At 63.5% G+C, this 25074-nt stretch carries 23 protein-coding genes; 5 read left to right on the forward strand and 18 right to left on the reverse strand.

Annotated elements, in window-relative coordinates; all coding sequences use genetic code 11:
* The 5 genes from FJ490_RS21390 to FJ490_RS21410 form a co-directional block, all read right to left on the reverse strand.
* On the reverse strand, window positions 1-380 hold a 380-nt coding region (locus tag FJ490_RS21390), incomplete at its 3' end, for an alcohol dehydrogenase catalytic domain-containing protein (protein WP_181165353.1).
* A 57-nt stretch (window positions 381-437) separates the two neighbouring features.
* Window positions 438-1085, reverse strand: a complete 648-nt coding sequence (locus FJ490_RS21395) for a glutathione S-transferase (RefSeq protein ID WP_140515247.1) — start codon at window positions 1083-1085, stop codon at window positions 438-440.
* A 9-nt stretch (window positions 1086-1094) separates the two neighbouring features.
* On the reverse strand, window positions 1095-2861 hold the full coding sequence (locus FJ490_RS21400) for a Rieske 2Fe-2S domain-containing protein (protein WP_140515246.1): 1767 nt from the start codon (window positions 2859-2861) through the stop codon (window positions 1095-1097).
* A 21-nt stretch (window positions 2862-2882) separates the two neighbouring features.
* Window positions 2883-3773, reverse strand: a complete 891-nt coding sequence (locus FJ490_RS21405) for an aromatic ring-hydroxylating dioxygenase subunit alpha (RefSeq protein WP_140515245.1) — start codon at window positions 3771-3773, stop codon at window positions 2883-2885.
* Window positions 3774-3804: 31 nt separating this feature from the next.
* Window positions 3805-4662, reverse strand: a complete 858-nt coding sequence (locus FJ490_RS21410; RefSeq protein ID WP_140515244.1) for an aromatic ring-hydroxylating dioxygenase subunit alpha — start codon at window positions 4660-4662, stop codon at window positions 3805-3807.
* A 249-nt stretch (window positions 4663-4911) separates the two neighbouring features.
* On the opposite strand from FJ490_RS21410, the gene FJ490_RS21415 reads away from it, so the two are divergent.
* From FJ490_RS21415 to FJ490_RS21435, 5 genes are all read left to right on the forward strand, one after another.
* Window positions 4912-5745, forward strand: a complete 834-nt coding sequence (locus FJ490_RS21415; RefSeq protein ID WP_140497518.1) for a GntR family transcriptional regulator — start codon at window positions 4912-4914, stop codon at window positions 5743-5745.
* On the forward strand, window positions 5742-6836 hold the full coding sequence (locus FJ490_RS21420; protein ID WP_140555643.1) for a BMP family ABC transporter substrate-binding protein: 1095 nt from the start codon (window positions 5742-5744) through the stop codon (window positions 6834-6836). The genes FJ490_RS21415 and FJ490_RS21420 overlap by 4 nt, the downstream gene beginning before the upstream one ends.
* A gap of 98 nt (window positions 6837-6934) precedes the next feature.
* Window positions 6935-8482: an ABC transporter ATP-binding protein gene (locus FJ490_RS21425; RefSeq protein WP_140515242.1), complete on the forward strand. Its 1548-nt coding sequence runs from the start codon at window positions 6935-6937 to the stop codon at window positions 8480-8482.
* Window positions 8466-9560, forward strand: a complete 1095-nt coding sequence (locus FJ490_RS21430) for an ABC transporter permease (protein ID WP_140497512.1) — start codon at window positions 8466-8468, stop codon at window positions 9558-9560. The genes FJ490_RS21425 and FJ490_RS21430 overlap by 17 nt, the downstream gene beginning before the upstream one ends.
* 31 nt (window positions 9561-9591) lie before the next feature.
* The gene (locus tag FJ490_RS21435; protein ID WP_140515241.1) at window positions 9592-10512 is read left to right on the forward strand and encodes an ABC transporter permease; all 921 of its coding nucleotides are present in this window, start codon (window positions 9592-9594) and stop codon (window positions 10510-10512) included.
* 14 nt (window positions 10513-10526) lie between these two features.
* On the opposite strand, the gene FJ490_RS21440 is transcribed toward FJ490_RS21435, so the two are convergent.
* The 13 genes from FJ490_RS21440 to uxuA form a co-directional block, all read right to left on the reverse strand.
* Window positions 10527-11369 carry an SMP-30/gluconolactonase/LRE family protein gene (locus tag FJ490_RS21440; RefSeq protein WP_140628957.1) on the reverse strand — a complete coding sequence of 281 codons (843 nt, stop codon included), beginning with the start codon at window positions 11367-11369 and terminating at the stop codon, window positions 10527-10529.
* A 6-nt stretch (window positions 11370-11375) separates the two neighbouring features.
* Window positions 11376-13145 (reverse strand): CoA-transferase, encoded by a 1770-nt coding sequence (locus tag FJ490_RS21445; RefSeq protein WP_140628954.1) that lies wholly within the window; start codon window positions 13143-13145, stop codon window positions 11376-11378.
* Window positions 13146-13159: 14 nt separating this feature from the next.
* Window positions 13160-14176 carry a hypothetical protein gene (locus tag FJ490_RS21450; RefSeq protein ID WP_140628951.1) on the reverse strand — a complete coding sequence of 339 codons (1017 nt, stop codon included), beginning with the start codon at window positions 14174-14176 and terminating at the stop codon, window positions 13160-13162.
* Complete coding sequence (locus tag FJ490_RS21455; RefSeq protein ID WP_140497502.1) at window positions 14173-14961, reverse strand: enoyl-CoA hydratase/isomerase family protein; 789 nt, start codon at window positions 14959-14961, stop codon at window positions 14173-14175. The genes FJ490_RS21450 and FJ490_RS21455 overlap by 4 nt, the downstream gene beginning before the upstream one ends.
* A gap of 2 nt (window positions 14962-14963) precedes the next feature.
* Window positions 14964-16169 carry a CaiB/BaiF CoA-transferase family protein gene (locus tag FJ490_RS21460; protein WP_140564401.1) on the reverse strand — a complete coding sequence of 402 codons (1206 nt, stop codon included), beginning with the start codon at window positions 16167-16169 and terminating at the stop codon, window positions 14964-14966.
* Window positions 16170-16191: 22 nt separating this feature from the next.
* Window positions 16192-16977, reverse strand: a complete 786-nt coding sequence (locus FJ490_RS21465; protein WP_140515237.1) for an SDR family oxidoreductase — start codon at window positions 16975-16977, stop codon at window positions 16192-16194.
* A 2-nt stretch (window positions 16978-16979) separates the two neighbouring features.
* Window positions 16980-17975: an ABC transporter permease gene (locus FJ490_RS21470; protein WP_140515236.1), complete on the reverse strand. Its 996-nt coding sequence runs from the start codon at window positions 17973-17975 to the stop codon at window positions 16980-16982.
* Window positions 17976-17978: 3 nt separating this feature from the next.
* Window positions 17979-19511, reverse strand: a complete 1533-nt coding sequence (locus FJ490_RS21475) for a sugar ABC transporter ATP-binding protein (RefSeq protein WP_140515235.1) — start codon at window positions 19509-19511, stop codon at window positions 17979-17981.
* A complete protein-coding gene (locus FJ490_RS21480) occupies window positions 19501-20484 on the reverse strand; it encodes an ABC transporter permease (protein WP_140628946.1) in 984 nt (327 codons plus the stop codon). Before FJ490_RS21480 ends, FJ490_RS21475 begins: the two co-directional genes overlap by 11 nt.
* 132 nt (window positions 20485-20616) lie before the next feature.
* Window positions 20617-21648 (reverse strand): sugar ABC transporter substrate-binding protein, encoded by a 1032-nt coding sequence (locus FJ490_RS21485; RefSeq protein WP_027027652.1) that lies wholly within the window; start codon window positions 21646-21648, stop codon window positions 20617-20619.
* A gap of 27 nt (window positions 21649-21675) precedes the next feature.
* Window positions 21676-22527 carry an IclR family transcriptional regulator gene (locus FJ490_RS21490; RefSeq protein ID WP_140555656.1) on the reverse strand — a complete coding sequence of 284 codons (852 nt, stop codon included), beginning with the start codon at window positions 22525-22527 and terminating at the stop codon, window positions 21676-21678.
* Window positions 22527-23675 (reverse strand): extracellular solute-binding protein, encoded by a 1149-nt coding sequence (locus tag FJ490_RS21495; protein WP_140515232.1) that lies wholly within the window; start codon window positions 23673-23675, stop codon window positions 22527-22529. The genes FJ490_RS21490 and FJ490_RS21495 overlap by 1 nt, the downstream gene beginning before the upstream one ends.
* 130 nt (window positions 23676-23805) lie before the next feature.
* Complete coding sequence (gene uxuA / locus FJ490_RS21500) at window positions 23806-24990, reverse strand: mannonate dehydratase (RefSeq protein ID WP_140555658.1); 1185 nt, start codon at window positions 24988-24990, stop codon at window positions 23806-23808.
* Between the last annotated feature and the right edge of the window lie 84 nt (window positions 24991-25074).

Genomic DNA, 25074 nt, shown 5'->3' on the forward strand with positions numbered 1-25074 from the left:
ATCGAGAAGCGCGAGGTGCCGTCCGGCATCAGGCCTTGCCCCTGCGTGGCGCGGATGGCGGTGCACAGATTGGTCTTGCGCGACAAACACGACGGGCACTGCCGGCATTCGGGCGTATAGAGCGGGATCACATGGTCGCCCTTTTTGACCGAGGTGACGCCCTTGCCGACATCGACCACCACGCCGGCGCCCTCGTGGCCGAGAATGGCCGGGAACAGGCCCTCGGGATCGGCGCCCGACAGCGTGAACTCGTCGGTGTGGCAGATGCCGGTCGCCTTGATCTCGACCAGCACCTCGCCCTCGCGCGGACCGTCAAGGTCGACCTCCATGATCTCAAGCGGCTTTCCGGCAGCAACGGCAACAGCGGCGCGGGTTTTCATTTCTTTCTCCCAAACTTGCTTGCCGGGACGATCGATCGCCCGGCGTTGCGATAGAAATCATGCGGCCTTGGCCGGCCCCGCCGGGAACACGCCCGACATCACGGTAAAGCCTTTGATGCGTTTGACACGATCGCACCAACGCCGGATGGCGGGATAGTCCTGGCGCGTAATGCCGCCCTCCTCCGACAGCATGATGTAGGGAAAGCAGGCAATATCGGCGATGGTCGGATGATCGGCCGAGCAGATCCAGCCGCGGCCCTGCTGCTCGCCGAACCACAGATGCTCGTCGAGCATACGGAACAGCCGGTGCGCGCCGGCGCGTGCGGCATCGATGTCGAAATCGTAGAACAGCGCGTCGTGCAGGCGGGCGGCCGACGCCGTCGAAGTGATGCCGTCGGCGAAGGCCAGCCACTGGCTGATCTCGCCGAGCAGGGCCGGTCTGTTCCGGGGATACCATGTGCTCGACGGATCGTATTTCGACGCCAGGTAGACCAGGATCGCCTGGGCGTCGCGCAAGATCAGCCCTTCATCCTCGATGACCGGCAGCTGGCCAAGCGGATTGAGCTTCAGGAACCATTCCGACTTGTGTTCGCGGCCGGGGTAGAAGTCGACCGGCACTGTCTTGTAGTCGATGCCGAGAAAACTCATCAGCAGCCGCAGCTTGTAGCAATTGCCCGACAGTTCGTAATCGTAAAGCGTGATCATCGGGAGTTCCTAAATGTCGAGCACGAGGCGTGCCGATTTGGCGCGCGAGACGCAGGTCATGATCCTGGTTCCGGCTTTGCGTTCGGCATCGTTGAGGTAGACGTCCTGATGGTCCGGCTCGCCCTCGATCACGGTGGCGACGCAGGTGCCGCATGCGCCCTGCTCGCACGACGACGGAACATCGATGCCATTTTCGCGCATCACCTGCATGATCGTCTTGCCGGCCGGCACCTGCAGCGTGACGCAGGAGCGCGCCAGCGCTACTTCGAAGCTCGAACTGTCGTCGATCTTGTTGGTGTTCTTGAAATATTCGAAATGGATGGCGGTATCCGGCCAGCCCTGCTCGGCGGCGATCTTGCGCGCGGCTTCCAGCATCGGTCCGGGACCGCAGATGTAGAGATGCATGCCGTTCCGGTAACCGGCGAGAATCCCCCGAAGCTCGGCGCCGGTCGCGTCCGGCGACAGCCCGAGATGCGGCTTCAGCGCATCGCCGAGATGCTTCAGCCGATCGGCGAAAGCGAGGTGTTCCTCCCCTTGCGCAAAATAGTGCAGCTCGTGCGCCAGCTCCTGGTTCTTCAGCGCCTGCGCCATTGCGAGCAGCGGCGTGATGCCGATGCCGCCGGCGACGAACAGCGTCTTGATCGCGTCACGGCGCAGCGGGAAATTGTTGCGCGGCTCGGAGATCGCCAGCACGTCGCCCTCGCGGACTGTCTCATGCATGCATTTGGAGCCGCCCTTCGAATCCCGCTCCAGCTTGACGCCGATGATGAAGCTGTCGGTTTCACCAGGGCCGTTGGTGATCGAATACTGCCTGATCTCGCCATTGGGCATATGGACGTCGATATGGGCCCCAGGTTGGAACGTCGGCAGGATGCCCTTGATCGGGCGGAGCTCGAAACCGGCAACGCCGTCGGCCGCCTGCCATTTCCTGGCCACGCTGACGCGCAGCGCCGCCTTGCGGCCATGCGCGGTCACCTCGGGCATTTCGGCGAGTTCGGCCGACACCCTTTCGTAGATCGGCTCGATCGGCGCGGGCGCCGGTGCGTTCGCGACGTCGCGCTCGACCTCGTCGCGCAGCTTGGAAAGCCGCTCATTGTGGTGGCGCAGGATGGCGATGCGGGCGGCTGCTTCGACCTCCTGATCGAGCACGCCACGGATCACCGAACGGTTTGAATCAACCGGCTGCACGAAGAACACGCCGCGCGTCTCGGCACCACCATCGTGCGAGTGCAGCGCCACGGCAAAATCCCGCGCGGCCTCGATGATGGTTTCCGCGCCCTCGCCTTCGATCGCTGCGTTGGGCTGAAAGCGATAGGCCTTCAGCCCTTCGACGACCTTGTCGGCCGGCGCGTTGACCGCGATGCCGCGCAAGGCGAGCAGCTTGCCTTCGGTCAGCGCGGCAACATCCGGCACCTCGCCGCGAGGCTCCTCGGAGGACCAGACCAAGCCGTAGCGCTCGACCCCGGGGAAGGTGCGGTTGGTGATGGTGCGGGCCGGCGCGTCGGCAGGATGCGCGGGAATGTAGGTGCAGCCGGCGGTGCGGTTCGAATAACGCCAGCCGTGATATTGGCACTTCAGCTCGCGCCCGTCATTGATGCCTATCGACAGCCTGACGCCGCGATGCAGGCAACGGTTTTCCCAGATGTTGACGTAGCCGTCATCGGCACGCCAGACGGCGAATTCCCGGCCGAGCAATTGACCATGGAAAACGTGGCGGTACGGCAAATCATGGGAAGCGGCGATCGGATGCCACTGGCTTCTGGCTTCTTCCAACATCAATCGTCTCCAAGAATCTCGTCAGGCCGCAACCGGAATGACACCGTAGGTCACGCCCTTCTGGCTGAGCCAGCGCCGGTAGGCGATGGCCGACTTATCGGCCCGGATGGGCGTTTCGGCGCGCGGATCGAGCGGCAGGCGTTTGGGCACCTGGTTTTCCAGGATCGGCTTGTCCTGGCCGAAGATCGTCTGCTGGAAGCGCTTGATCACCTTGTCTTCATTGTCTTCGTCGAGCACGCAAAGCAGCATGTGGGCGCGCACATGCTCCTGGTCGACCGGCTGCAGGAAGATGGCGATGACGTCGCGCCGTGCCTCGTCGACCGGGCTCGATTTATAGAGCACGGAGCAATAGGGGTGCGGCACGCGATAGACATAGTCCACGTCGGCGCCGCCACCGGAAGCGGTCGAAGCCATCGGCTGGAAGAAGCGGCAGCGCGTGGCCAGGATCTCGTCACGGTCGACGGATATCTCGACGTCGTATTCCTTGACTTCGGTATGCGGCTCGACGCCGAGTATGTCGGTATGCACATAGGGAAAGTGGCCCATGTCGAGAAAGTTCTCGATGGCGCGCGGTGCCGAGACGTTGACGCCAAACGTGGCCGCGTTGAGCTTGCGGCGGTCCGGCTCTTCATATTCCGGGATCGGGAACAGCTCGGCCGGTGGCGAGCCGAGCGAAGTCCAGACATAGCCGTAGGCGCTTCTTGCCGGCAGTCTGTCGGCGCCTGGAACACGATCCACCCCTTCTACATCGGGACGTGAGCGCCAGACGACGGGCTCACCATCCATATCGACCGCAAAACTGAGGCGCTCCTCGAGCAGAACGGTGTCCTGGACAGCGCCGGGAATGGTCTCGGCGATCGCCCCTACGGGATGCCAGAGATTGAGGATCACAGGATCCGAGCATTTTGTCATCGTTTTATCCTCTGGAAGCCCTCAGACGTCATCAGGCTTGTGCCGGTATCGCGCCATAGGTGACGGCCCGATCACGCAACCAGCGCCGGTAGGAAACCGACACGGCATCGGCACGGATCGGGGTCTCGGCACGTGGATCGAGCGGCAGGCGCTTGGGTACCTGGTTCTCCAGGATCGGTTTGTCCTGGGCGAAGATCAATTGCATGAAGCTGCGCACCGTTGCCGCCTCCATGCCTTCCTTAAGATAGCAGAGGTAAGGATGCGCGATGCAGTTTTCCTCGTCCACCGGCTGCACGAACAGGGTAATGACGTCGAGCCGGTCCTTCTGGATCGGGTTGCTCTTGTAGAGAGCCACCGTGTAGGGCCGAATCACCTTGTAGATGTAGTCGACGACAAAGCCTTCCTTGGCGGTCGGCGAAGCCACCGGCTGATAGAATTTGCATTCGGTCGCCAGCACCTCGTCCTGCGCTGTGATCTCAACCTTGTACGGCGCGACCTCGGTGTGCGGCTCCTCGCCGAGCCAGCCGGCATGAATGAAGGGGAAATGCCCCATATCGAGAAAATTCTCGACCGCGCGGAGGCCCGACACCTTGACCGCGATCGAACCGCCGCTGACCAGATGCCGGTCTGCCTCATTGGCCTCAGGGATATAGATGATGTCGCGCCAGGGCTTGTCCAGGCAGGTCCAGATGAAGCCATAACGCTGGGCGCTTTTCAGCGTGGCGCCCGTATCGCTGCGAACGACTTCGATCTTGTTTGAACACTTGTAAACGGAGAGAGCGACCCCAAGCAGGCATGTGGCAAACCGCGTATCCTGGCTTAGCGATTCCTGATCCGCGACGATGTGCCAGTCGTTCAAAAGCTCGCGGTCAACGCAACGGGTTGCCATCGGCTTCCCTCCCAACTCGGCTAGCCCTTCACCATGAACCTAGCCCGACGTTTCGGGATGACGAAACCACAAGATTGGATACCAATCAACATTTTTTTGTCGTCCAAAATCCTTTTTTGTGTTGACAGATTATGATGATTGAATTCCGATATGAGAAAGCTGAACCTGGGATATGTCGTGTCCTGACAAGGCATGTCGCCATCACGAAAGCCCGCTGATCATGACGTCGAAATGGCGGAGAACCATGCCTTGAGCAGCCGTTCCCAGACCATCGCGGATACGCTGACCCGCGCCATCATCGACCATCGCCTCGTGCCCGGCTGCAAGCTCGGCGAACGCGAACTCTCCGAAATATTCAACGTGAGCCGCATCGTGGTGCGCCAGGCCCTGATCCGGCTCGCCGATGACGGGCTGGCCCAGATCGAACGCAACCGCGGTGCCTTCGTCGCCAAGCCGAGCATGCAGGAGGCGATGGAGATCTACGACGCGTTGACGCTCGTCGAACAGGGCGTCGCAGCACAGCTCAGCGATCGCCTCGGGCCGGCCGGCTGGGCTGAGCTGCGCCAGCATGTCGAGCGCCAGCGCCAAGCTGTTGCGGCGGGCAACGATGCGCTGGCCGACGTGCTTGGCCAAGAGTTCCATACCGTATTCGTACGCCTCAGCCGCAACAAGGTCATGCAGGAAATCCACGCGCAGCTGGTGCGCCGCACGACGCTGCTGCGCTCCCTCATTTCAGCCGATTTCGACTATTGCAATCTGCTGGACGACCACTCGCGGGTCGTCGACCTGCTGGAGAAGGGCCGGCTGAAACCGGCCATGGACCTGATCGACACCCACCACCGCGCGGTGGTGCGCGGCTACATCATGGATCGCGCAGTGTTTCCAGAGATGACGCCTGCCGAAGCGCTAGCGCCCTATCTCGACGGCAAGGCCGACGGCGCGACTGTGCCGCTGCGAAGATTGTCGAATGCATCCGGCGGCGGCGACGCGGCAACGCATCTCCACCTCCATATCCCCAGAACAGACCGGGCACCGACAAGCCGGGCATCAACAAAAAAGACCAACAGAGGGCTACCATCATGAAGAAACTGACGAGACGTGAATTCCTGAAACACAGCGGCGCGGCCGGCGCGGCTCTTGGCGCGGGAGCGCTGAGCACCATCGCACAGGCGCAGGAGGTGCTGAAGATCGGTGCCGTCTACGTCTCGCCGGTCGCCGAGATCGGCTGGACCAAGCAGCACAGCCTCGGCGTCGAGGCCATCAAGGCCGAATTCGGCGACAAGGTCGAGCTCACCGTCATCGACAACATCTTCATGCCGCAGGACGCCGAGCGTGTCTTCCGCGAACTGGCCAGCGCCGGCAACAGGCTGATCTTCGGCACAAGCTTTTCGCATGGAACGCCGATGCAGAAGGTGGCGCCGCGCTTTCCCAAGGTGGCGTTCGAACACTGCTCAGGCATCGTCCACCTAGCCAATCTGGGAACCTTCGAAGCGAAATATTACGAAGGCACCTTCGTCGCCGGCGCGGCGGGCGGCTACATGTCCAAATCGGGCAAGATCGGTTTCATCGGCGGCTTTCCGATCCCCGACATCGTCGGTCCGGCAAATGCGCTGCTGCTTGGCGCGCAGAGCGTCAATCCAAACGCGACCTGCAACACCATCTTCCTGAATTCCTGGTTCGACCCGGGCAAGGAGAAGGAGGCGGCCAAGACGCTGATCTCTCAAGGCTGCGACGTGGTCTGCTCGATGACGGACACCGCGACCGGCGTACAGGTCGCCGGCGAAGGTGGCGCCTGGTCGATCGGCTATGCCAGCGACATGTCGAAATTCGCCTCGGGCAAGCAGCTGACCTCTTTCGTTCTCGATTGGACCAGCGACTATGTCGGCGCAGCCAAGGCCGTGGCCGCCGGTACCTGGAAGCCGGAAGTCCGCTGGGACGGATTGGCGGCCGGGGTGGTGAAAATGGCCCCCTACAATGAGGGTATCCCCGCCGATGCGCGCGCCAAGCTCAAGCAGCTCGAGGCCGACATCGGCAGCGGCAAGCTTCATCCCTACGCCGGGGAGCTGAAGGATCAGGACGGCAACGTCAAGGTTGCCGCCGGTTCGGTTCTGGCCGATGACGACATTCGCGGCATGAACTGGTTTGTGAAGGGGATGATCGGCAGGCTGAGCTGATCACCGTAAAAGTGCCGGGAGACGCCCAAGTCCATACCTTCGGCGTCTCCTTGCCTGGTTCCCGTCCAACCTCGCTTCACGCCACGGCAGGACCCGCCATGCATCCGCGACTAGAACTGCGCAACATCTGCAAGCGCTATCCCGGCGTCGTCGCCAATGACGATGTGTCGCTGTCGATTCAACCCGGCGAGATCCATGCCGTGCTGGGCGAAAACGGCGCCGGCAAATCCACCCTGATGAAAATCATCTATGGGGCGACGCAAGCCGATTCCGGCGAGATCTTTTGCGACGGCAATCCGATCGCCACGCACACCCCGGCGATGTCGCGCGCACTCGGCATCGAAATGGTCTATCAGCATTTCGCGCTGTTCGAATCCGTTTCGGTGGTCGAGAACATAGCGCTCTCGGCAAGCAGCGCATACGACCTGCCTTCGCTCGCCGACAAGATCCGCGATCTGTCGCGCCGCTACGGCATGCCCATCGACCCGCATCGCCAGGTGCACGACCTGTCGGTCGGCGAGCGCCAGCGCGTCGAGATCGTGCGCTGCCTGCTGCAGGGGCCGAAACTGCTGATCCTCGACGAGCCGACCTCGGTACTGACGCCGCAGGCGGTGGTGAAGCTGTTCGAGACGCTCCGCCAACTTGCCGCCGAGGGCTGCAGCATCGTCTATATCAGCCACAAGCTCGACGAGGTCCAGGAGCTCTGCGACACCGCCACCGTGCTGCGCAACGGCAAGGTCACCGGTACCGCGCGTCCGAAGGAGACGACGTCGCTGGAGCTTGCCCGCATGATGGTGGGTTCGAAGCTGCCTGAAATGCATGTCGGCCCGCCGACGCCAAGCGACAGACCGGTGCTCGAGGTCAACAGACTTACGGTGAAGTCCCGGGATCATTTCGGCGTCGACCTGAAGGACATTTCTTTCAAGGTGCATGGCGGCGAGATTGTCGGCCTGGCCGGGGTTTCCGGCAATGGCCAGGCCGAGCTGATCGCCTTGCTCAGCGGCGAGCGCACGCATGAGCGCAGCGACGCCATCCGGATTTGCGGAACCGGCGCAGCCCGCCTTCGCCCGCACGAGCGCCGCAAGCTCGGCGTCGCCTTCGTTCCCGAAGAGCGGCTCGGGCGCGGCGCCGTGCCCTCGCACACGCTGTGGGAGAATGCGGTGCTGACCGCGCACCGCTTCGGCACGGTGCGCAACGGGCTGGTCGACCGGCGCCGGGCCAAGGCGTTCGCCGCCGGCATAATCGATAGGTTCAAGGTCAAGGCCAACGGGCCGCAGGCGACCGCGCAAAGCCTGTCCGGCGGCAATCTGCAGAAATTCATCGTCGGGCGTGAGATCGCGCTCCAGCCGAAGCTCCTCCTGGTGTCTCAGCCGACCTGGGGGGTAGACGTCGGCGCGAGCGCCTTCATCCGGCAGACCATCGTCGATCTCAGCCGCGCCGGCGCGGCGGTGCTCGTCGTCTCCGAGGAACTCGACGAGTTGTTCGAGATCTGCGACCGGCTGCTGGTCATTTGCCAAGGGAAGGTTTCCCCGCCGCTGGAGCGCAAGACGACCGATCGCGAGGAGATCGGACTTCTGATGACGGGCCGCGGCATGAGCGACGGCGCATTGGCGAACGGAGGTGGCAACAATGCGCTTCAGGATTGAACAAAGGCCGGAGCCCTCCTCGCTGATGCGCGTCGCCGCGCCCGCACTGGCGACCCTGTTGACCGTCATCGTCGGATCGATTTTCTTCGCCTCCCTCGGACATGATCCGCTGGCGACCCTCCATGCCTTCTTCATCGAGCCGCTCTCTTCCATGAACGGCCTGTCCGAATGGCTGCTCAAGGCCTCGCCGCTGATCCTCATCGCTTGCGGGCTGGCGGTCGGCTTCCGCGCCAATGTCTGGAATATCGGCGCCGAGGGCCAGTTCACCATGGGGGCAATCGCGGCCAGCGGCGTGGGGCTTTTCTGGCCGAACCCCGAAAGCGTGCTGCTGTTGCCGCTGATGTTCATCGCCGGCATGGGCGCCGGCATGGCCTGGGCGGCAATCCCCGCCTTTCTGCGCGCCCGCATGAACACCAACGAGATCCTGGTCACGCTGATGATGACCTATATCGCGACGCTGTTCCTGTCCTATCTCGTGCACGGACCGTGGCGCGATCCGGCCGGCTTCAACTATCCGCAGACGGCACTTCTGCCGACGGCGGCCCTGTTCGAATCCTTTGACCCCGCCTATCGGCTCAACCCGTCGATCTTCATCACGGTCGTCGCCGTGCTCCTGATGTGGCTGTTCACCGACCGCAGCTTCCTCGGCTACAAGATGTCGGTGAGCGGGGCTGCACCGCTTGCCGCCCGCTATGCCGGCTTTCGCGAATCGGCTGCGGTCTGGATCGGACTGCTGGCGGGAGGTGCCGCGGCCGGCATCGCCGGCATGGCGGAAGCCGCCGGGCCGCTAGGGCAGCTCTCACCTCAGATTTCACCAGGCTACGGCTTCGCGGCCATCATCGTTGCCTTCGTCGGACGGCTGAACGCCTTCGGCATCGTGCTTGGCGGGCTGTTGATGTCGCTGCTTTTCCTCGGCGGCGAAGGTGTGCAGATGACTCTCGGCCTGCCTTCGGCCCTGACGCGGATCTTCCAGGGCATCCTGCTGTTCTTCCTGCTCGCCGCCGACTTCTTCATCTTCTATCGCGTTCGACTGGTGCGACCCGTCCGGGACACGCATGCGCTGGAGACGGCACGATGAGCGGATTTCGGGTCGTGCGGGAGACAGCCTGATGGATCTGTTCATCGCCATCTTCACCGGCACCGTCATTGCCGCCACACCGCTGATATTCGCCGCGCTCGGCGAGCTCGTGGTGGAGAAGTCGGGTGTCCTCAATCTCGGCATCGAAGGCATGATGCTGATGGGCGCCGCATTGGCATTCTGGGCCGTCACCGCGGGCTATCCGATGCCTGTGGCGATCCTCGCCGGCGCGTTGGCGGGTGCGGCCGCCTCGCTGCTGTTCGGCGTTCTGGCGCTGACGTTCCTGACCAACCAATATGCAGCCGGCCTGGCGCTGGCGATCTTCGGTTCGGGCGTCTCTGCCTTCCTCGGGCGCGGCTTCGGCAGCGAGCCGATCGAGGCACTGCGCCGCCTCGACATCCCCGTTCTGTCCGATCTGCCGCTGATCGGTCCGCTACTGTTCCGCTTCGATCCGATGGTCTATCTGGCCCTGCTGATGTTCGTCGCCATCAGTTGGTTTCTCTACCGCACGAAAGCTGGCCTGGTGCTGCGCACGATCGGCGAGTCGCCGCAGACGTCGCATGCGATCGGCTATCCCGTGATCAGGATCCGCTACATGGCCGTGCTGTTCGGCGGGCTGATGGCAGGCCTGGCAGGCGCCTATTTGTCGGTCGCCTACACGCCGCTCTGGGTCGAGAACATGACTGCCGGCAAGGGTTGGATCGCGCTTGCGCTGGTGGTCTTCGCCACCTGGCGGCCGCTGCGCATCCTGCTTGGCGCGTGGCTGTTCGGCGGGATGACGATCCTTCAGTTGCAAGGTCAGGCGCTGGGGCTGGACGTGCCATCCGAACTGCTCTCGGCCCTGCCTTATCTCGCCACCATCATCGTTCTGGTGCTGATCTCACGAAACCGTCAGATGCTGGCCCTGCACTTCCCGGCCTCGCTGGCAAAACCCTTTCGCCCGACGAGTTGACCTTCTGCGAAATGCTACTTCCCTTGCTGGAGAAGGCTCAAGTCGATCTCGGTAATATGCCAGCGACCCAGATTGGCGGTATAGAGCTTGTCGCCCTTGAAGGCGATGTTGGTGGGGTGCGCCAGCGTGGTTGCGGCGGAATCCTCGATCAGCACTTCGAGACCTTTGTCCTTTTGCCAGCGATAAATACGGCTGGGCTCATAACATGAGATGAACAATGAGCCGTCAGGCGCAAAGGCCACTCCGTCCGGAACATTGTGCACGCCCTCGACGACGATCTCACGAGCCCCCGCCGATCCGTCAGCAAGGATCGGCACATAGCTGATGCAGGGTGCGTCGCTTTCCACGACATAGAGGCCGTTGCCGTCCGGCGCCATCGCCATGCCGTTGGCGAACGACATCGCCTCCCGGCACCACAGGCCGCCCTCGCCCGTCTTGAGATCGTAGCGGAAGATGCCCGAGCGATTGTCCTGGCCAACGCTGTCCGAAACGAAGAGCCAACCCCTCGCCTCGTCGACGATCGGGTAGTTCGGCACGCGAATGCCGGCCGACGCGAAGCGCTCCATGCGCGCTGTCGCGGCATCCCAGCGGAAAATCGCGGCATGCCTGAGGTCGCAGGCAAAGCAGTTTCCCGCGCTGTCGAAAGCGATGCCGAGCAGAAAACCGTCGGTGCCGCCCATGCGCCCGACCGAGCCGCCATCGGCGGCCAGCCGCAGCAGGTCGCCGGTTTCGGTGCCACACCAGATCGAGCCATCGCGGTGAACGGCCACGCCCTCCGGATGCGCGACGCGCGGGCTGGTGAAGATGCCGTCGAAGAAAACGCGCGCGGCTGACATGTCGAGCAACGGCTTGGCCATGGGATCTCAGCTTTCGACAAGCGCCGTCTGCGCGGCGATGCAGCGTTCGACCATCGCGCGGTCGGCTTCAAGAATCTCGGCGATCAGCGCGCCGCGCTCCTTGGCGCTGACGAACTCCAGACGGCGCAGACCGAGCGGGTCGATGCGGTTTCGCAAGATGGCGAGCGTGCTGTCGGAAGGCAGCGAGACCTCGCGGCAACAGGCGTCGAACGACACCGCAAATCCGGTGGCGTCACGGATTTGCTGCTGCGTAACGCCCGGCATGGTTTCGATGACGATCAATTCCCTCGAAGTCTCGTCGAGCCGGAAGACGCAGAGATCAGTGAAGACCAGCGCCCTGCCGGTGCGATAGCCCATCGGCTCGCGTTCGGCCGCCGTCAGCAACCCCCGGGCGGAACTGACGATCTCGACCTCGTCCACCAGCGACTGGATCGAGTGGCGGGGGATGTAGAGCAGGTAATCGCGGTGCATGTTGGCGACATCGGCCATGCCGCCTTGCCCCGGCAACCGGATGAGGCCGCCGCTTGGTTTGCGCAGTGCGATCGTGTTGACGCGGCCGCGCCGGTCGACCTGTGCCGCGCCGACGATCTCGTGCGTCACCGCGCCGGCCTGGTAATAGGTCGAGTAGGTATCGTCGCCGCCGGCATGCGCGACGGCCGTTTCGCAATCGAGGCTTTCGATCAGCGACAGGATCATCGGGCTCGGCGCGATGTCGAGATGGCCGCAGCTCATCGTCGCGATGATCATATCCGGCGCGTGCGTCGCCTTGGCCAGGCGATAGGCGACATTGGCCAGCGGCGAGACGGCACCCGCGCTGGCGAAGCTCTCATTGGTGAGTTCGGCGGCGATGCGGGCGGCGATGATCTCGTCGACGGATGCTTTCTCTTCGGCGCGCGCAAGCGCCGGCATGGCAAGCACTGTGTCAGCTCGAAGCTTCGCGGCTCTTTGCAGCGACTTCGGCACGCCCTCGGAAGGCGGGCGCAGATTGTCCGCCAAAGGCCTTTGCCGGTCGGCGAACGCCTCCGACAATCGCTGATAATCCGTGACGTAAAACGGCAGGCACGAGGCCGGATAGGCGCCGGCCGGCGCCAGCGCAATCGCCGAAACCTGGTTGCGGGTCAGCACGCTCTGGCGGCCGTCCTGGCGCAGCGTCCCGCCCGGCACGATTTCCTCGACCGTGACCAGCACCTTGCGCGCCGCACCCGCCATGGCGAAGTCCAGCGCGCGGGGCCCGATGATCTGCACATTGCCGCTTTCATCGGCGCGCTGGGCATGGACGACGAATGTGTCGAGCCGCAGCGGCGGGATGAATCCGTTTTCGGTACCGGCAATCGGATCAGGTCTGGCGCTCGCACCCGGCACGCGCGCCAGCATGCCCGATCCCAGCGGAAGCTGGAACGGCATCGAGGGCAGGTTCTGCTGCGCCGCCCGCAGCGCCTGGATCATGGCCAGCGCCGTCCAATCGCGAACCGGTATCGCGCCGCTTTCGGCGGCTGCGCGAAATTTTGGCGGCAAGCCGAAAATGTCGAGGCTGGAGAAACAGAGGTCGATCTCAGCCACGGCATGCGCTTCGAGCAGCAGTTCGAGGGGCAAGCCGCCGGCCCAGCAGATGTAATGCAGATCCTTGACGCCCGACCGGGCTATCGCACGCAGCAATGCGATCGGCAGCCGGGCGAAATGGTGGCCGCCGACACCAAACGATTCGCCATGGCCGACCATCGCGGCCAGTCCTTCGACATCCGTGAAGCGCGGCCGGTTCGGCTTGACCAGGGACATTGCGGCACGGTTCGTCACAGCGCGGATGCCTCGATGCGATAGCGGGTCACGAACTGTTTTTCAGGCGAAAATTCCTGCGCCGTCGCAATGCCGGATTGCGCGATCGGATTGTCGGCCAACGCTGTCGCCGGGCCGAGCCCGAAGGGCGAGCAGATCGGCTCGATGCCGATGGCGACATGGCGCCCGTTCCAGGGTGCTGCTTTGCGGCCACGATTGGAGTACCAGAGCAAAAGGCTCGGGAAATGCTCCTTCTGCCAGGAAAGTTTCACGCGGTACCCGTCCGCATGATTGGCGAGCGCCACCGTGCCATCCAGGCCCTCGATCTGCAACAATTCCTCCGTGTCGGCCACCAGCGGCGGTCGCGAAGCATCAGCCATGCCGCCCGCGCGGGCCGGTACGCTCGACAAGTCAGTGAAGGACGCGTTCCGGGCGAACAGTTCAGCGCTAGTTTCGACATCGTGTGGATAGGTGCGACCGTGATCGAAGGAACCAAGTTCCAGCGCGGCGGCGCCGATCTCCGCTGGCAGCCGGAACACCGGATGCAAGCCGATCGGCAATCGGCAGGCATGGCGAACGACGATCTTGAATTCAACGTCGACGGCTGGCATCGACGGATCGGGCGTCACCGTCCGCTCGACACGCCCGACCGGGCTTCCGGCTGGATAGGCGAGTGTCAGTGACAACGATCCTTTGGCGCTCTCGCGCCATTGCCAGTCATGGTTGGAGCTATGGCCATGGGCTTCCTCGCCCTCCTCCGGCGAGCCCATCACCCGAGCCCAGTCCTCGGGCCATCCATCGGCCGGCACCGAATAGCCGAAGGGCACGCAGGGCCATTCGCCGCGCAACTTGCGCAGGATGCCTGGCAGCGCTTGCGCCTGCGGCTCGTTCGACCACGGCGCAATGTGCATCGGCGAAACCTGCCGACCGTCCTCCAGAATGAACGTAACCGGCGCCAGCATCGCGCCAAGCCGCTGGACAGTCAGCGCGCCACGCGCCCAGCCCAATCCGCGATAATCGTCGCCCGCGTTCACGGCCCGCCCTTCTTTGCCTTTGTCGTGCTCCGCTCGGCGAACTCCTTGACGCGCTGCTGGCCGATCTCGCTGCGATAGAGCTCACCCAATATGTCGCGCTCCATGGTGAGCCCATCGTCCAGATCACCGGACACGGCATGCGCCGTCAGCGCCTTCAGTCCCTCGATTGCGGCAGCAGGCTCGGCGGCGATCATTTCTGCCAGTTCCAGCGCGCGCGGCATCAGCCGGTCGACCTCGACGATCTCGTTGACCAGACCGGCAGCGACGAATTCCGAGGCCGGGACGATGGCGCCGGTCATCAGCAGGAAATTGGCGCGGTTGCGGCCGAGCTTGGCCACGCTGCGTTGCGTGCCGCCGCCGCCGGGGATCAGCCCGAGCTTGATTTCCGGCAGGCCGAGCTTGGCGAATTGGTTGGCGATGACGAGGTCGCAGCACAGCACCAGCTCCATGCCGCCGCCCAGCGCGAAGCCGTTGACCGCCGCGATCACCGGTTTGCGGTTGTTCTCGATGGCCGCGTACATGCGCATGCCGGCAGCTTGGAAAATGTCGAATTCCGGTCCGGTCTGGGCGGCGTATTCCTTGATGTCGGCGCCGGCCATGAAGCCGCGCCCTTCCCCTGTCACCACGATCGCCCCGATGCTTGCATCGCCGGATAGCGACTCGAAGGTTTCAGTGATCTCGCCTTGCATCAGCCGGTTCATGGCGTTGAGCTGATCGGCGCGGCGGAAGGTGACGATCGCGACGCGGCCCGCGGTTTCGACCGTGAGTGTCTGGTAGGCGCGCATCGTCAGGCGGCGTCCACGGTCATGTCACCGGACGCCTCCAATGCGGCGATCTCGTCCTCGGAGAGGCCGAACTCGGCCAGGATCTCGCGGCCGTGCTGGCCGACCAGCGGCGCCGGCCGTTCTATGGTCGCGGGCGTCTCGCTCATCTTGACCGCCGGGGCGACCACCTGCACCTTACCGCCGCGCGGATGGTCGTAGCTGGTGATCATGCCCATGTGCTTGACCTGCGGGTCCTCAGCGGCGCGGCGGATATCCTTCACCTCGGCGCACCAGATGTCGGCTGCCAGCAGCCGCGCCAACAAATCCTGCGTGGCGAATTTCCTGGTCTCGGCATTCACCTTCTCGAAGACTTCATCGCGCTTGTCGAACAAAGTCTTGAGATCGTCGTAGACGGCAAGCTGCGGCGCCTCCAGCACCTCGTAGAGCGTCTTGAACGGGCTCATGGCGATCGACACGTAGCCGCCGTCGCTGGTCTCGTAGATGCCAAACGGCGCCTGCATGCCGGGATGGCCGATCCCGGAATTCGGCCGCACGAAGTCCTCACCAAGGTTGAGCACCGCGACATATTCCTGGTTGAGGTGCGCCAAGAGGCCGGCCAGCAGGTTGACCTCGATCTTCTGGCCCTTGCCGGTCTTCTCGCGATAATAGAGCGCCGACAGGATGCCGTAGACCATGTTCATGGCGCCGATCTGGTCGGCGAGGCCGGCGCCGGCGGGAACCGGGGCTTGATCGCCGCGGCCGGTGTTGGCGATCAGCCCTGCGAGCCCCTGGATCAGCATGTCCTGGCCGGGGCGCTCGACATAAGGCCCTTCCTCGCCATAGCCCGAGCCCGAGCAATAGATGATGCGCGGATTGACAGTCTTGAAATCCTCATAACCATAGCCGAGCTTGGCCAGCACGCCTGGGCGGAAGTTCTGCACCACCACGTCGGCGCTTTTCGCCATTTCCATGATGATGGCATGCACCTTGCGGCTCTTCAGATTGAGCGCGATCGAACGCTTGTTGCGGTTCCAGGCGAGGAAGTTCGGGCTCTCCGAGCCGCCGACCCATTTGGCGAAGAAGGTCATGCCACGGAACATGTCGCCGGCGCCGGCGCGCTCGATCTTGATGACATCGGCGCCCATGTCGCCGAGCAGCTGGGTAGCGAACGGCCCCTGCAGCAGATGGCTGAAATCGAGGATGCGGACGCCTTCGAGGGCCTTGTTCATGTCATGTCTCGTTTCAAAATTTTCAAAGCAGTTCGGGAACGTAGCGCGGCGCCGCCGTCAGCCCGCCATCGACGCGCAGGTCGGTGCCGGTGGTGAAGCCGGCGGCATCGGAGGCAAGATAGACGGCGGCCTCGGCCACTTCCGAAGGCTCGCCGATACGGCCGAGCGGATGCATCTTGACCCAGGCCTTGGCAAGATTGCCGCCGATCTCCTTGATGAGTTTGTCGTTCATCGGCGTGTTGATGGTGCCCGGCGAGATCGAATTGACGCGGATGTTCAGCGGCCCGAATTCAACCGCCATCTGGCGTGTCATCGCCATGACCGCGCCCTTGGCACCGGCATAGGCGGTCCAGCCATCAAGCCCGATGTGGCCTTGCGCGGAGGCCATGTTGATGATCGAGCCCGATTTCTGCGCGATCATGTGCGGCAGCGCGTATTTACAGGCGCGAAACACGCTGGTCAGGTTGACTGCTATCAGCCGGTGCCACTGCTCGTCGGTCATCTCGTGCACCGGCATGCCGCCAATGGCAATGGCCGCGTTGTTGACGAGGATGTCGAGGCGTCCCGTCTTTTTGACGGCACTGTCGATGAGGCCTGAAATGTCGGCCTCCTGCGAAACGTCGCAATGCAGATAGTCGGCGCGGTGGCCGGCGGCGCGAAGTGCGGCCGCGAAATCCTCACCAGCGCTGTCGGCGATGTCGCCCAGGAAGACATGCGCCCCTTCGCGCGCCATCGCTTGCGTGATCGCGTGGCCGATCCCGTCGGCCGCACCAGTGATGACGGCGATTTTTGCTTCAAGACGAGCCATCTTCAGCCTCCATTCGCACGCCGGCGTTTCGCTTCATCAAGGGCGACCGCGGCAATGATGATCATGCCGGTGATGACCAGCTGCCACTCGGTCGGCAGGCCAAGCCCGCGCAGGCCGTTGGACAGGAATTGCAGGATCAGCACGCCCAGCGCCATGCCGGTCAGGCTGCCGATGCCCCCCGCAAGGCTGACCCCGCCGAGCACGGTGGCGGCAACCACCTGGAATTCGAAATTGAGCCCCGCCGTATGCTGTGCCGAGCCGACCCGCGCGGCCAGGATGATGCCGGCGACCGTCGCCAGCAGCGCGCTGATGATGAAGCAGATGAACTTGACCCGCCGCACGTCGTAGCCTGCAAGACGGGCCACTTCCTGATTGCCGCCGACGGCATAGATTTGCCGTCCGAACGGCCGGTGCTGCATCATGTAGGCGAAGGCGGCGAGCAGGACGATGGCGATGACGGCCGAATAGGGGATGACGTTGAACAGGCGGCCATCCGACAGCGCGATGAAGCTGTCGAGGCTGGCATCGTCAGGGATCGCCCGCTGACCAGTGTAGAGATAGACGCCGCCGCGCATGATGAACATCGTGCCCAGCGTCACGATCAGCGAGTTGATGCCGGCATAGGCGGTGAGATAGCCGTTGACGACACCGATGATCAGCCCGAACAACAGCGCGCCGCCGACGCCGAGCAGCAGCGAATTGGTGTCGTTCATGATGATGATCAGCGGCAGTGCAATGGTCGCCAGCAGCGATCCGATCGAAATATCGACCTCGCCGGAAATGAAGACGATGGCGCAGCCAATGCCGGCGGTGAGCGCGAGCGAGGCCTGGCCGAGCACATTGGTCATGTTGCGCACGGAGAAGAAATTCTCGACGGTAACGGAGAAGAAAGCCAGCACCAGCACGAGGCAGACCAGCAGCGCCAATTCCTGCCGGGCAAAGAGCCGCGCCAGCATGGACGGCCGGGCTTTCGCGGAGACTGTATTCACAACGCTCATGTCTTATCCGATCGCCGCATTGAGGATCTTCTCCTGCGTGGCTTCGTCGCGCGGCATGATCGCGGTCAGGCGGCCTTCGCACATCACCGCGACCCGGTCGGCAAGACCGAGCAGTTCCGGCATCTCCGACGTCATCATGACGACAGCCAAGCCTTCGCCGGCGAGCCGGTCGATCAGGGCGAATATCTCCGACTTGGCGCCGACATCGATGCCGCGGGTCGGCTCGTCGACGACGATGACCTTGAGGCCGCGCATCAGCCAGCGCGAGATCAGCACCTTCTGCTGGTTGCCGCCAGACAGGTTCTTCACCTCTTGGAACAGGCTGGGCGTCTTGATGCGGAAGCGGTCGACGTAATCCTGCACCGCTTTGTGTTCCCTGGCCTTATCGACGAAGCCCATGCGGGCGAAGGCGCCGAGCGAGGCGAGGCTGGCATTCTGGTAGACAGGCAGCTCGCCCATCAGCCCTTCGCTCTTGCGATCCTCGGTGAGCAGACCGATACCTAACCTGACGCCGGTGCGCGTATCGTGCGGCGAGAGGCGCTGGCCGTCGACGGTGATCGTGCCCGAAGTGATCGGATCGTAACCGACGATCGCCTTGGCGAGTTCGGTGCGACCGGCGCCCATCAGCCCGAAGAAGCCGAGCACCTCGCCGGCGCGCGCCTCGAAGGACACGCCGTTGAGCTTCTTCGCCGTGCTGAGCTTGTCCACTGACAGGGCTACCTTGCTAGCCGGTGCGCCACGCTTGCGGGGAAACAGATTTTCGATGCGCCGGCCGATCATGTCCTGGATCAGCGTGTCGTTGGTGTGCTCGCGGATCGGCTTGGTCGAGATGTGGCGCCCGTCGCGCAGCACCGTCACCGTGTCGGCGATCTCGAACACTTCGTCGAGCTTATGGCTGACATAGACCACCGCGATGCCGAGGTCGGCAAGCCGGCGGATGACGGTGAACAGCAGCGAAACCTCGTTCGGCGTCAGCGAGGATGTCGGCTCGTCCATCACCACCACGCGGGCTTCATGAGCGAGCGCGCGGGCGATCTCGACCATTTGCTGCTGGCTGACCGGCAACGAGCCGGTTCGCGCCGCCGGATCGACGTTGAAGCCGATGCGGTCGAAGAGCGCGGCTGAATCGGCGCGGATCTTCTTCCAGTCGATGGAGCCGCTTCTGCCGGTCGGATAGCCTTCCAGGAAGATGTTCTCGGCAACGGTGAATTCGGAGATCAGCGCGATCTCCTGGAACACGACCTTGATGCCTTGCTTCAAGCTGTCGCGCGGCGACTTGATGTCGACCTCGCGTCCGTGCATGCGGATGGAGCCGGCATCCTTGCCGTAGACGCCGGCCATGATCTTGATCAGCGTCGACTTGCCGGCGCCGTTCTCGCCCATCAGCGCATGGATCTTGCCGGGCTCCAGGGTGAAGTCGACATTGTCGAGCGCCACGACGCCGGGAAAGCGCTTGCCGATGCCGCGCAATTCCAGCGCCGGCACATCGGTATCGATGGCCGCGCCTTCGCCAGGATGCAGGAAATCAACGGACATTGGCTCTGTTCCGGATGATGTCGAGATAGGTTGCCAGGATGATGACGATGCCCGGCACCACCATCTGCAAATCCTGGTTCCAGCCGAGGATGATGATGCCGTTGTCGATCACCTTCAGCACCAGAACGCCAAGCAAGGTACCGAACAGCGAACCGCGGCCACCAAGCAGGCTGGTGCCGCCGAGGATGACGGCGGCAATCACCGTCAGCTCGAAGCCACGGCCGGCGGTCGGCTGGCCGGCATTCATCAGCGACGACAGGATCATGCCGGCAACACCGACGCACAGGCCGGTGACGACGAAGGCCAACAGCTTGAGCCGTTCCGAGCGAATGCCTGACAGGCGCACCGCCTTTTCATTGGCGCCGACTGCGTAGAGGTAGCGGCCGAGCGTGGTGAAGCGCAGCGTCACATAGGCAACCACGAAGATCAGCGCCGCCAGGATGACGGGAACCGGCACGGGGCCGACATAACCGGCGCCGAGATCGGTGAAGCTTGCCAATTGGTTGTGGTTCTGCACCGCCTCGCGCGTGAACAGATAGACGCCGCCCTGCAGTATCATCATCGTGCCGATGGTGGCGATCAGCGAATTCACCCTGAGCCTGGTGACGACCAGCCCGTTGAACAGGCCGACCCCGCCGGCAAAGGCGAGCGCCGCCAGCATGCCGAGCGTAAGACTATGGGTGGAATTGAGCACCGCCATGCCGATGCAGCCGACGAAGGCGAGCGACGCGCCGACCGACAGGTCGACCTCGGCGGTGATGATGAGCATGGTCATGCCCGAGGCGACGATCAGCACCAGAGCGCATTGGCGCAGGATGGCGATGATGTTGGCCTCCGAATAGAATTGCGGCGCCGCGATAGAGATGGCGATGCACAGCACGGCCAGGATTGCGCCCAGCACGAGTTGGCTGCTGCCCAGAAGGTTGCCGCCGATGAAACGCTTCGACGCGGAGGCCTGTGTAAGCTCGCTCATTTCAGTCCATTCCCGGCCGTTTGCCTGGTCCCTCTGGAACCTGCCGTGTCGAACCCGGCATTTGTCTTGGCCACCGAAAGGTCCTGGCCGCCTGCCCTTCCCGCAACACGGGAAGGGCGATATCGGCCGGCCTTATTTCTTCAGGTCGGCGGAGGTCTTCATGCACTTTGCCGGCGGCTGCAGCGCGTTGACGGCATCCCATTTGATGGTGCGGGTGGTGCCGTCATAGTCATAGAACTTCTTCCAATCGTCGCCGTTCATCGGCGCGGTCGGGCTGACGATGTGCTCCGGCACTTCCTCATTGTTGAAAAGCTTCACCGCGGCATCGATGGCGGTAAAGCCTTCCTTCTCGGGGAACATCGCGGCTTCGATGCGGTAGGAAGGCTCGTTCTGCATCGCGTTGATGAAGGCAAGCCCTTCGCCGCCCGTGCCGACCGTCAACAGGCCATCCTGCGACTTGCCCGCCGCTTTCCAGGCCTGCAGGCCACCCAACGAAGACGAATCGTTGATGCCGTAGATGATGTTGATATCGGCGTTCTTGGCCAGTGCCGCGGAGGACACTTCGAGAGCGCGGTCCGGATTGCCGCCGCCGTCGAGATCGTGGACCATGACCGCATCGGGGATGATGGTCTTCAGCCCGTCCATGAAGCCGTGCGAGCGCAGCACGGTGGCGGAAAGCAGCGGCAGGCCGACATTCATCACCTTGGCAACGCCGCCGAGCTTTTCCTTGGCGTATTTGCCGGCCTCGACGCCGGAGAAATAGCCGGTGTCGTAGTCGCAGATGGCGACCATGGTGGTCATGCCCTTGACCGGATTGCCTTCCAGCACGACCGGCACGTTGGCGGCCTTGGCCTGGCGCAGCAGCGGCACCACGCCTTCTTCGTTCACCGGGGTGATGATCAGCACGTCGACGCCCTTGGCGATGAAGTCTTCGGCCGCGGCGACCTGCTTGGCTATGTCGAGATTGGCATCCTGCACCTCGACCTCGATGCCGAGTTCCTTGCCGTGAGCCTTCATGCCCTTGATGACGTTCTGATACCACTCATGGGTGGCGTAGTTGGTGACGTAGCCGATGCGCTTGGGCATGTTCTCGGCATGCGCGGCGGCGGCGCCGAGCGCCAGCACGGCGGCGGACGCAAACAGGATTGACTTGGACCAGAGCATTTTCTTCTCCCAGATTTATCGCTTTTGTTAGTCGCTGAACGGATAGTCCCGCCGTTCCGGGTCGGCACGTAAGGAGTTGGTGGCTTCGCCCCAGCCGAGTGCCGCCGATATCTTCTCGGCGGCGGCGCGGGCGCGTTCGAAGACGGTTTCGCTGTCGAACCGCGCCGCCTTCTGCGGCAGCAGCGGCACGGTTAGCGCGGCGATGACGGCACCGGTGTGATCGTGCACAGGCATGGAGATGTTGGTGCAGGCCGCAACGGCCAAGGAAGCGCGCATCTCGTAGCCGAGCCTGGCGACCTCGTTCAGCCGCGCCTCGATTTCGGCCCGCGTGCCCTGGCCCTCACCGGCGGCCACGATGCGCTCGACGATGCGGTCGCGCTCGGCCCGGTTCGAATGGGCGAGCAGCACGGCACCCGAACTTGTTTCGAGGATCGGGAAATGCGACCCGAGTGCTACCGAGTAGCGCATCGGCAGCGGCGAATCGATCTGCAAAACCACCAGTGCGTTCTGGCCCTCGCGCACCACGAGATGGCAGCTCTGGTCGGCATTGGCGGTCAATTCGCGCATCACCGGCAGAGCGCATTCCACCAGCCGGTTTACCGGCGGATGCATGTGCGCCAGTTCGAACAGCTTCAGCGACAGCCGGAAACGGTCCGATTGCGTGCGAAAGATATAGCCCCGTTTCTCCAGCAGAAGCAGGATACGGTAGATCTCGTGAATGGAGCGGCCGAGGCCGGTCGCGATCTCGGTCTGGGTCAGCGTTTCGGCGCTGGAGGCCATGAATTCCAGAACGTCGAGCGCCTTCTCCACCGCCGGCACGCGATAGCCGTTGCGGCCGCTTTCGCCCTCGTCGAGCGTCTCGGCAACGCTGGCGGCCATCAGGCGACGCTCCGTTCCGGCTGGACTTGCCTGGTTTCGCGGTAGAGGCTGTTGACGTGGCCTGCGAGTTCGGTCGCCGACATGTCACCGGCTATGGCTGCGGCGGCATGCGGCGCGCATTCGCGGAAGAAGGCGATGAAGCCCGGATGGGTCGGACGCAGATAGGACGAGGCGATCGTCCGCAGCGTCGAGCCGAAGAAATCGCCGGAAAGACCATTGACCCCGGCATCCTTCCAGGCAGCCAGCGAACCCGGTTGTCCGCCAGACTTCACATAGTCGCCGCGCTGGTATTCGGGCGAGCACAGGAACAGTGCGTAGTCGATCGCGGCCTGCTTGTGCTTCGATTGGGCGCTGACGCCGATGCCGGCACCGCCGAGCAAGGCGCCGGCGGCTTGCGGGGTGGGCACGTCGGCGAAGCGCAGATGGGGCCTGTCGGGTTTCGAGGCGTAATTCACATAGCCGAAGGCGAACGGCACGTAGACAACGTCGTCATGCGCGATCATGTGGTCGTAGCAGCGGATCGGATTCCACTTCGACGAGTCCGGGTGCGAAAGCGCGACAAGCTCGCGCAATTGCGCAATCGCCTGCTCGACCATTTCCTTCGCGATGAATTGCTCGCCATCTTCCTGGGGACGGCCAAGCGTCAGAAGCAGACACATGGCGTCGGTCGGCACGAAGGGCAGGCCGAGCCACTTGCCGTCGCTGCGCGCGCGCCGGCCAAGCTCCAGCACGTCCTGCTGCGTGCCGGGCACCGGGCCGTAGCGCTCCAGCAAATCCGGCCGATAGGAGGCGACCTGGCAGGCGGCGTCGATCGGCAGCGCCCACTGGCGGCTGTTCTTCTGGTAGGAACGCCAGGACGCCCCGACTGAGTCACGTTCGAAGAAATGGATCTGTTCGGCCGACAGATAAGCGTCGAACGGGACCATCAGTTCATCCTGGGCGATATCGCCGATGAAGGGATGGTCGAACACGACCAGATCGTAAGTGCCGAGCACCGGACCGAGGGCGCCCTCACCGAATTCATAGAGGCTGCGGCGGTCCCATTGGATCTCCAGGCCGGGATGCGCGGCGCAATAGGACTCGATGCTGGCGTCCAGCGGACCCCAGCATCGTCTATGATCCCACGCCAGTCCGCGCAGCTTCGTCATGCCACTCAAATCCTCCCGGCACCGGCAATAGCCGGCTCGCCATCGACACTAGCACCATTTTTCATATGCGCAACTTGTTTTCATTTGCGCAAAAAGCGCACACATCCTCCCGACTGGCCGATGCATCGCTTCAAGCCAGATCGAAACGCTCCACGGCGCGCATGATGCCGCGCAGTTCAGCCAAACCCTTGAGCCGTCCGATAAGCGAATAGCCGGGGTTGATCTTTTTCTTGCCGATGTCGTCGGCAAGCAGATGCCCATGGTCCGGCCGCATCGGGATCTGCCAGTCGGCCCGGCCTTGCTCGCGGCGGCGCTTTTCTTCCTGCATCAGAGCCAGGATAACGTGCGCCATGTCGGTGCCGCCTTCGAGATGCTCGGCTTCATAGAACGAGCCGTCCTCCTCGATGGTGATGTTGCGCAGGTGGACGAAGTGGATGCGGTCAGCGAATTCCTTGACCATGGCGACGATGTCGTTGTCGGCGCGCGTGCCATAGGAGCCGGTACAGAAGGTCAGTCCATTGGCGGGACTGTCGACGGCGTTGAGGATAAAACGCGCGTCCTGCGCCGTCGAAACCACGCGCGGCAGGCCATAGAGCGAGAAGGGCGGGTCGTCGGGATGAATGCACATGCGCACCCCCTCCTCTTCGGCCGCCGGAACAATCTCGCGCAGGAACCAGGCAAGGTTGTCGCGCAGTTCGTTCGGCCCGATCGAATCGTATTCCGCCAGGGCTTCGCGAAAACTGTCCCTGTTGTAGCTGCGTTCGGTCGCCGGCAGGCCGGCGATGAGATTGCGCTCGATCCGGTCGATCTGCTCCGGCGTCAGCGTCTTCAGCCGCTTCTCGGCCTCGGCGATACGCGCCGGCGTATAGCTTGCCGCACCGTTCTTGCGCTGCAGCACGAAAAGATCGTAGGCCGCGAAATCGATCGCATCGAAGCGCAGCGCATAGCCGGTTGTCGGCAGGCGATACATTAGGTCGGTGCGGGTCCAGTCCACCACCGGCATGAAATTGTAGCAGATCGTCTCGATGCCGGCCTTGGCGAGCGCCCGGATGCTGTCGCGGTAGTAGCCGGCATAGCGCTCGCGCTCGGGCGCGCCGATCTTGAAGGAATTGTGCACCGGAATACTCTCGACGACCGACCATTTCAGGCCAGCCGCCTCGATGATCCGCTTGCGCTCGAGCACATCGGCCTCAGGCCAGGCGCGGCCGTCATAGATCTGGTGCAACGCGGAGACAACGCCGGTGGCGCCGGCCTGCCTGACATGTTCAAGCGTCACCGGATCATCGGGACCATACCAGCGCCAGCACTGTTCCATGAAGCCTCCTCAGGGTTGGCGGCGACCATATTGTCGGACCACAAGCCTGTCAACAGAACCTTTCCGTCGCCATACAGTTGATTT

It is taken from the genome of Mesorhizobium sp. B2-5-11 (genome assembly GCF_006440835.1).
GTDB lineage: Bacteria > Pseudomonadota > Alphaproteobacteria > Rhizobiales > Rhizobiaceae > Mesorhizobium.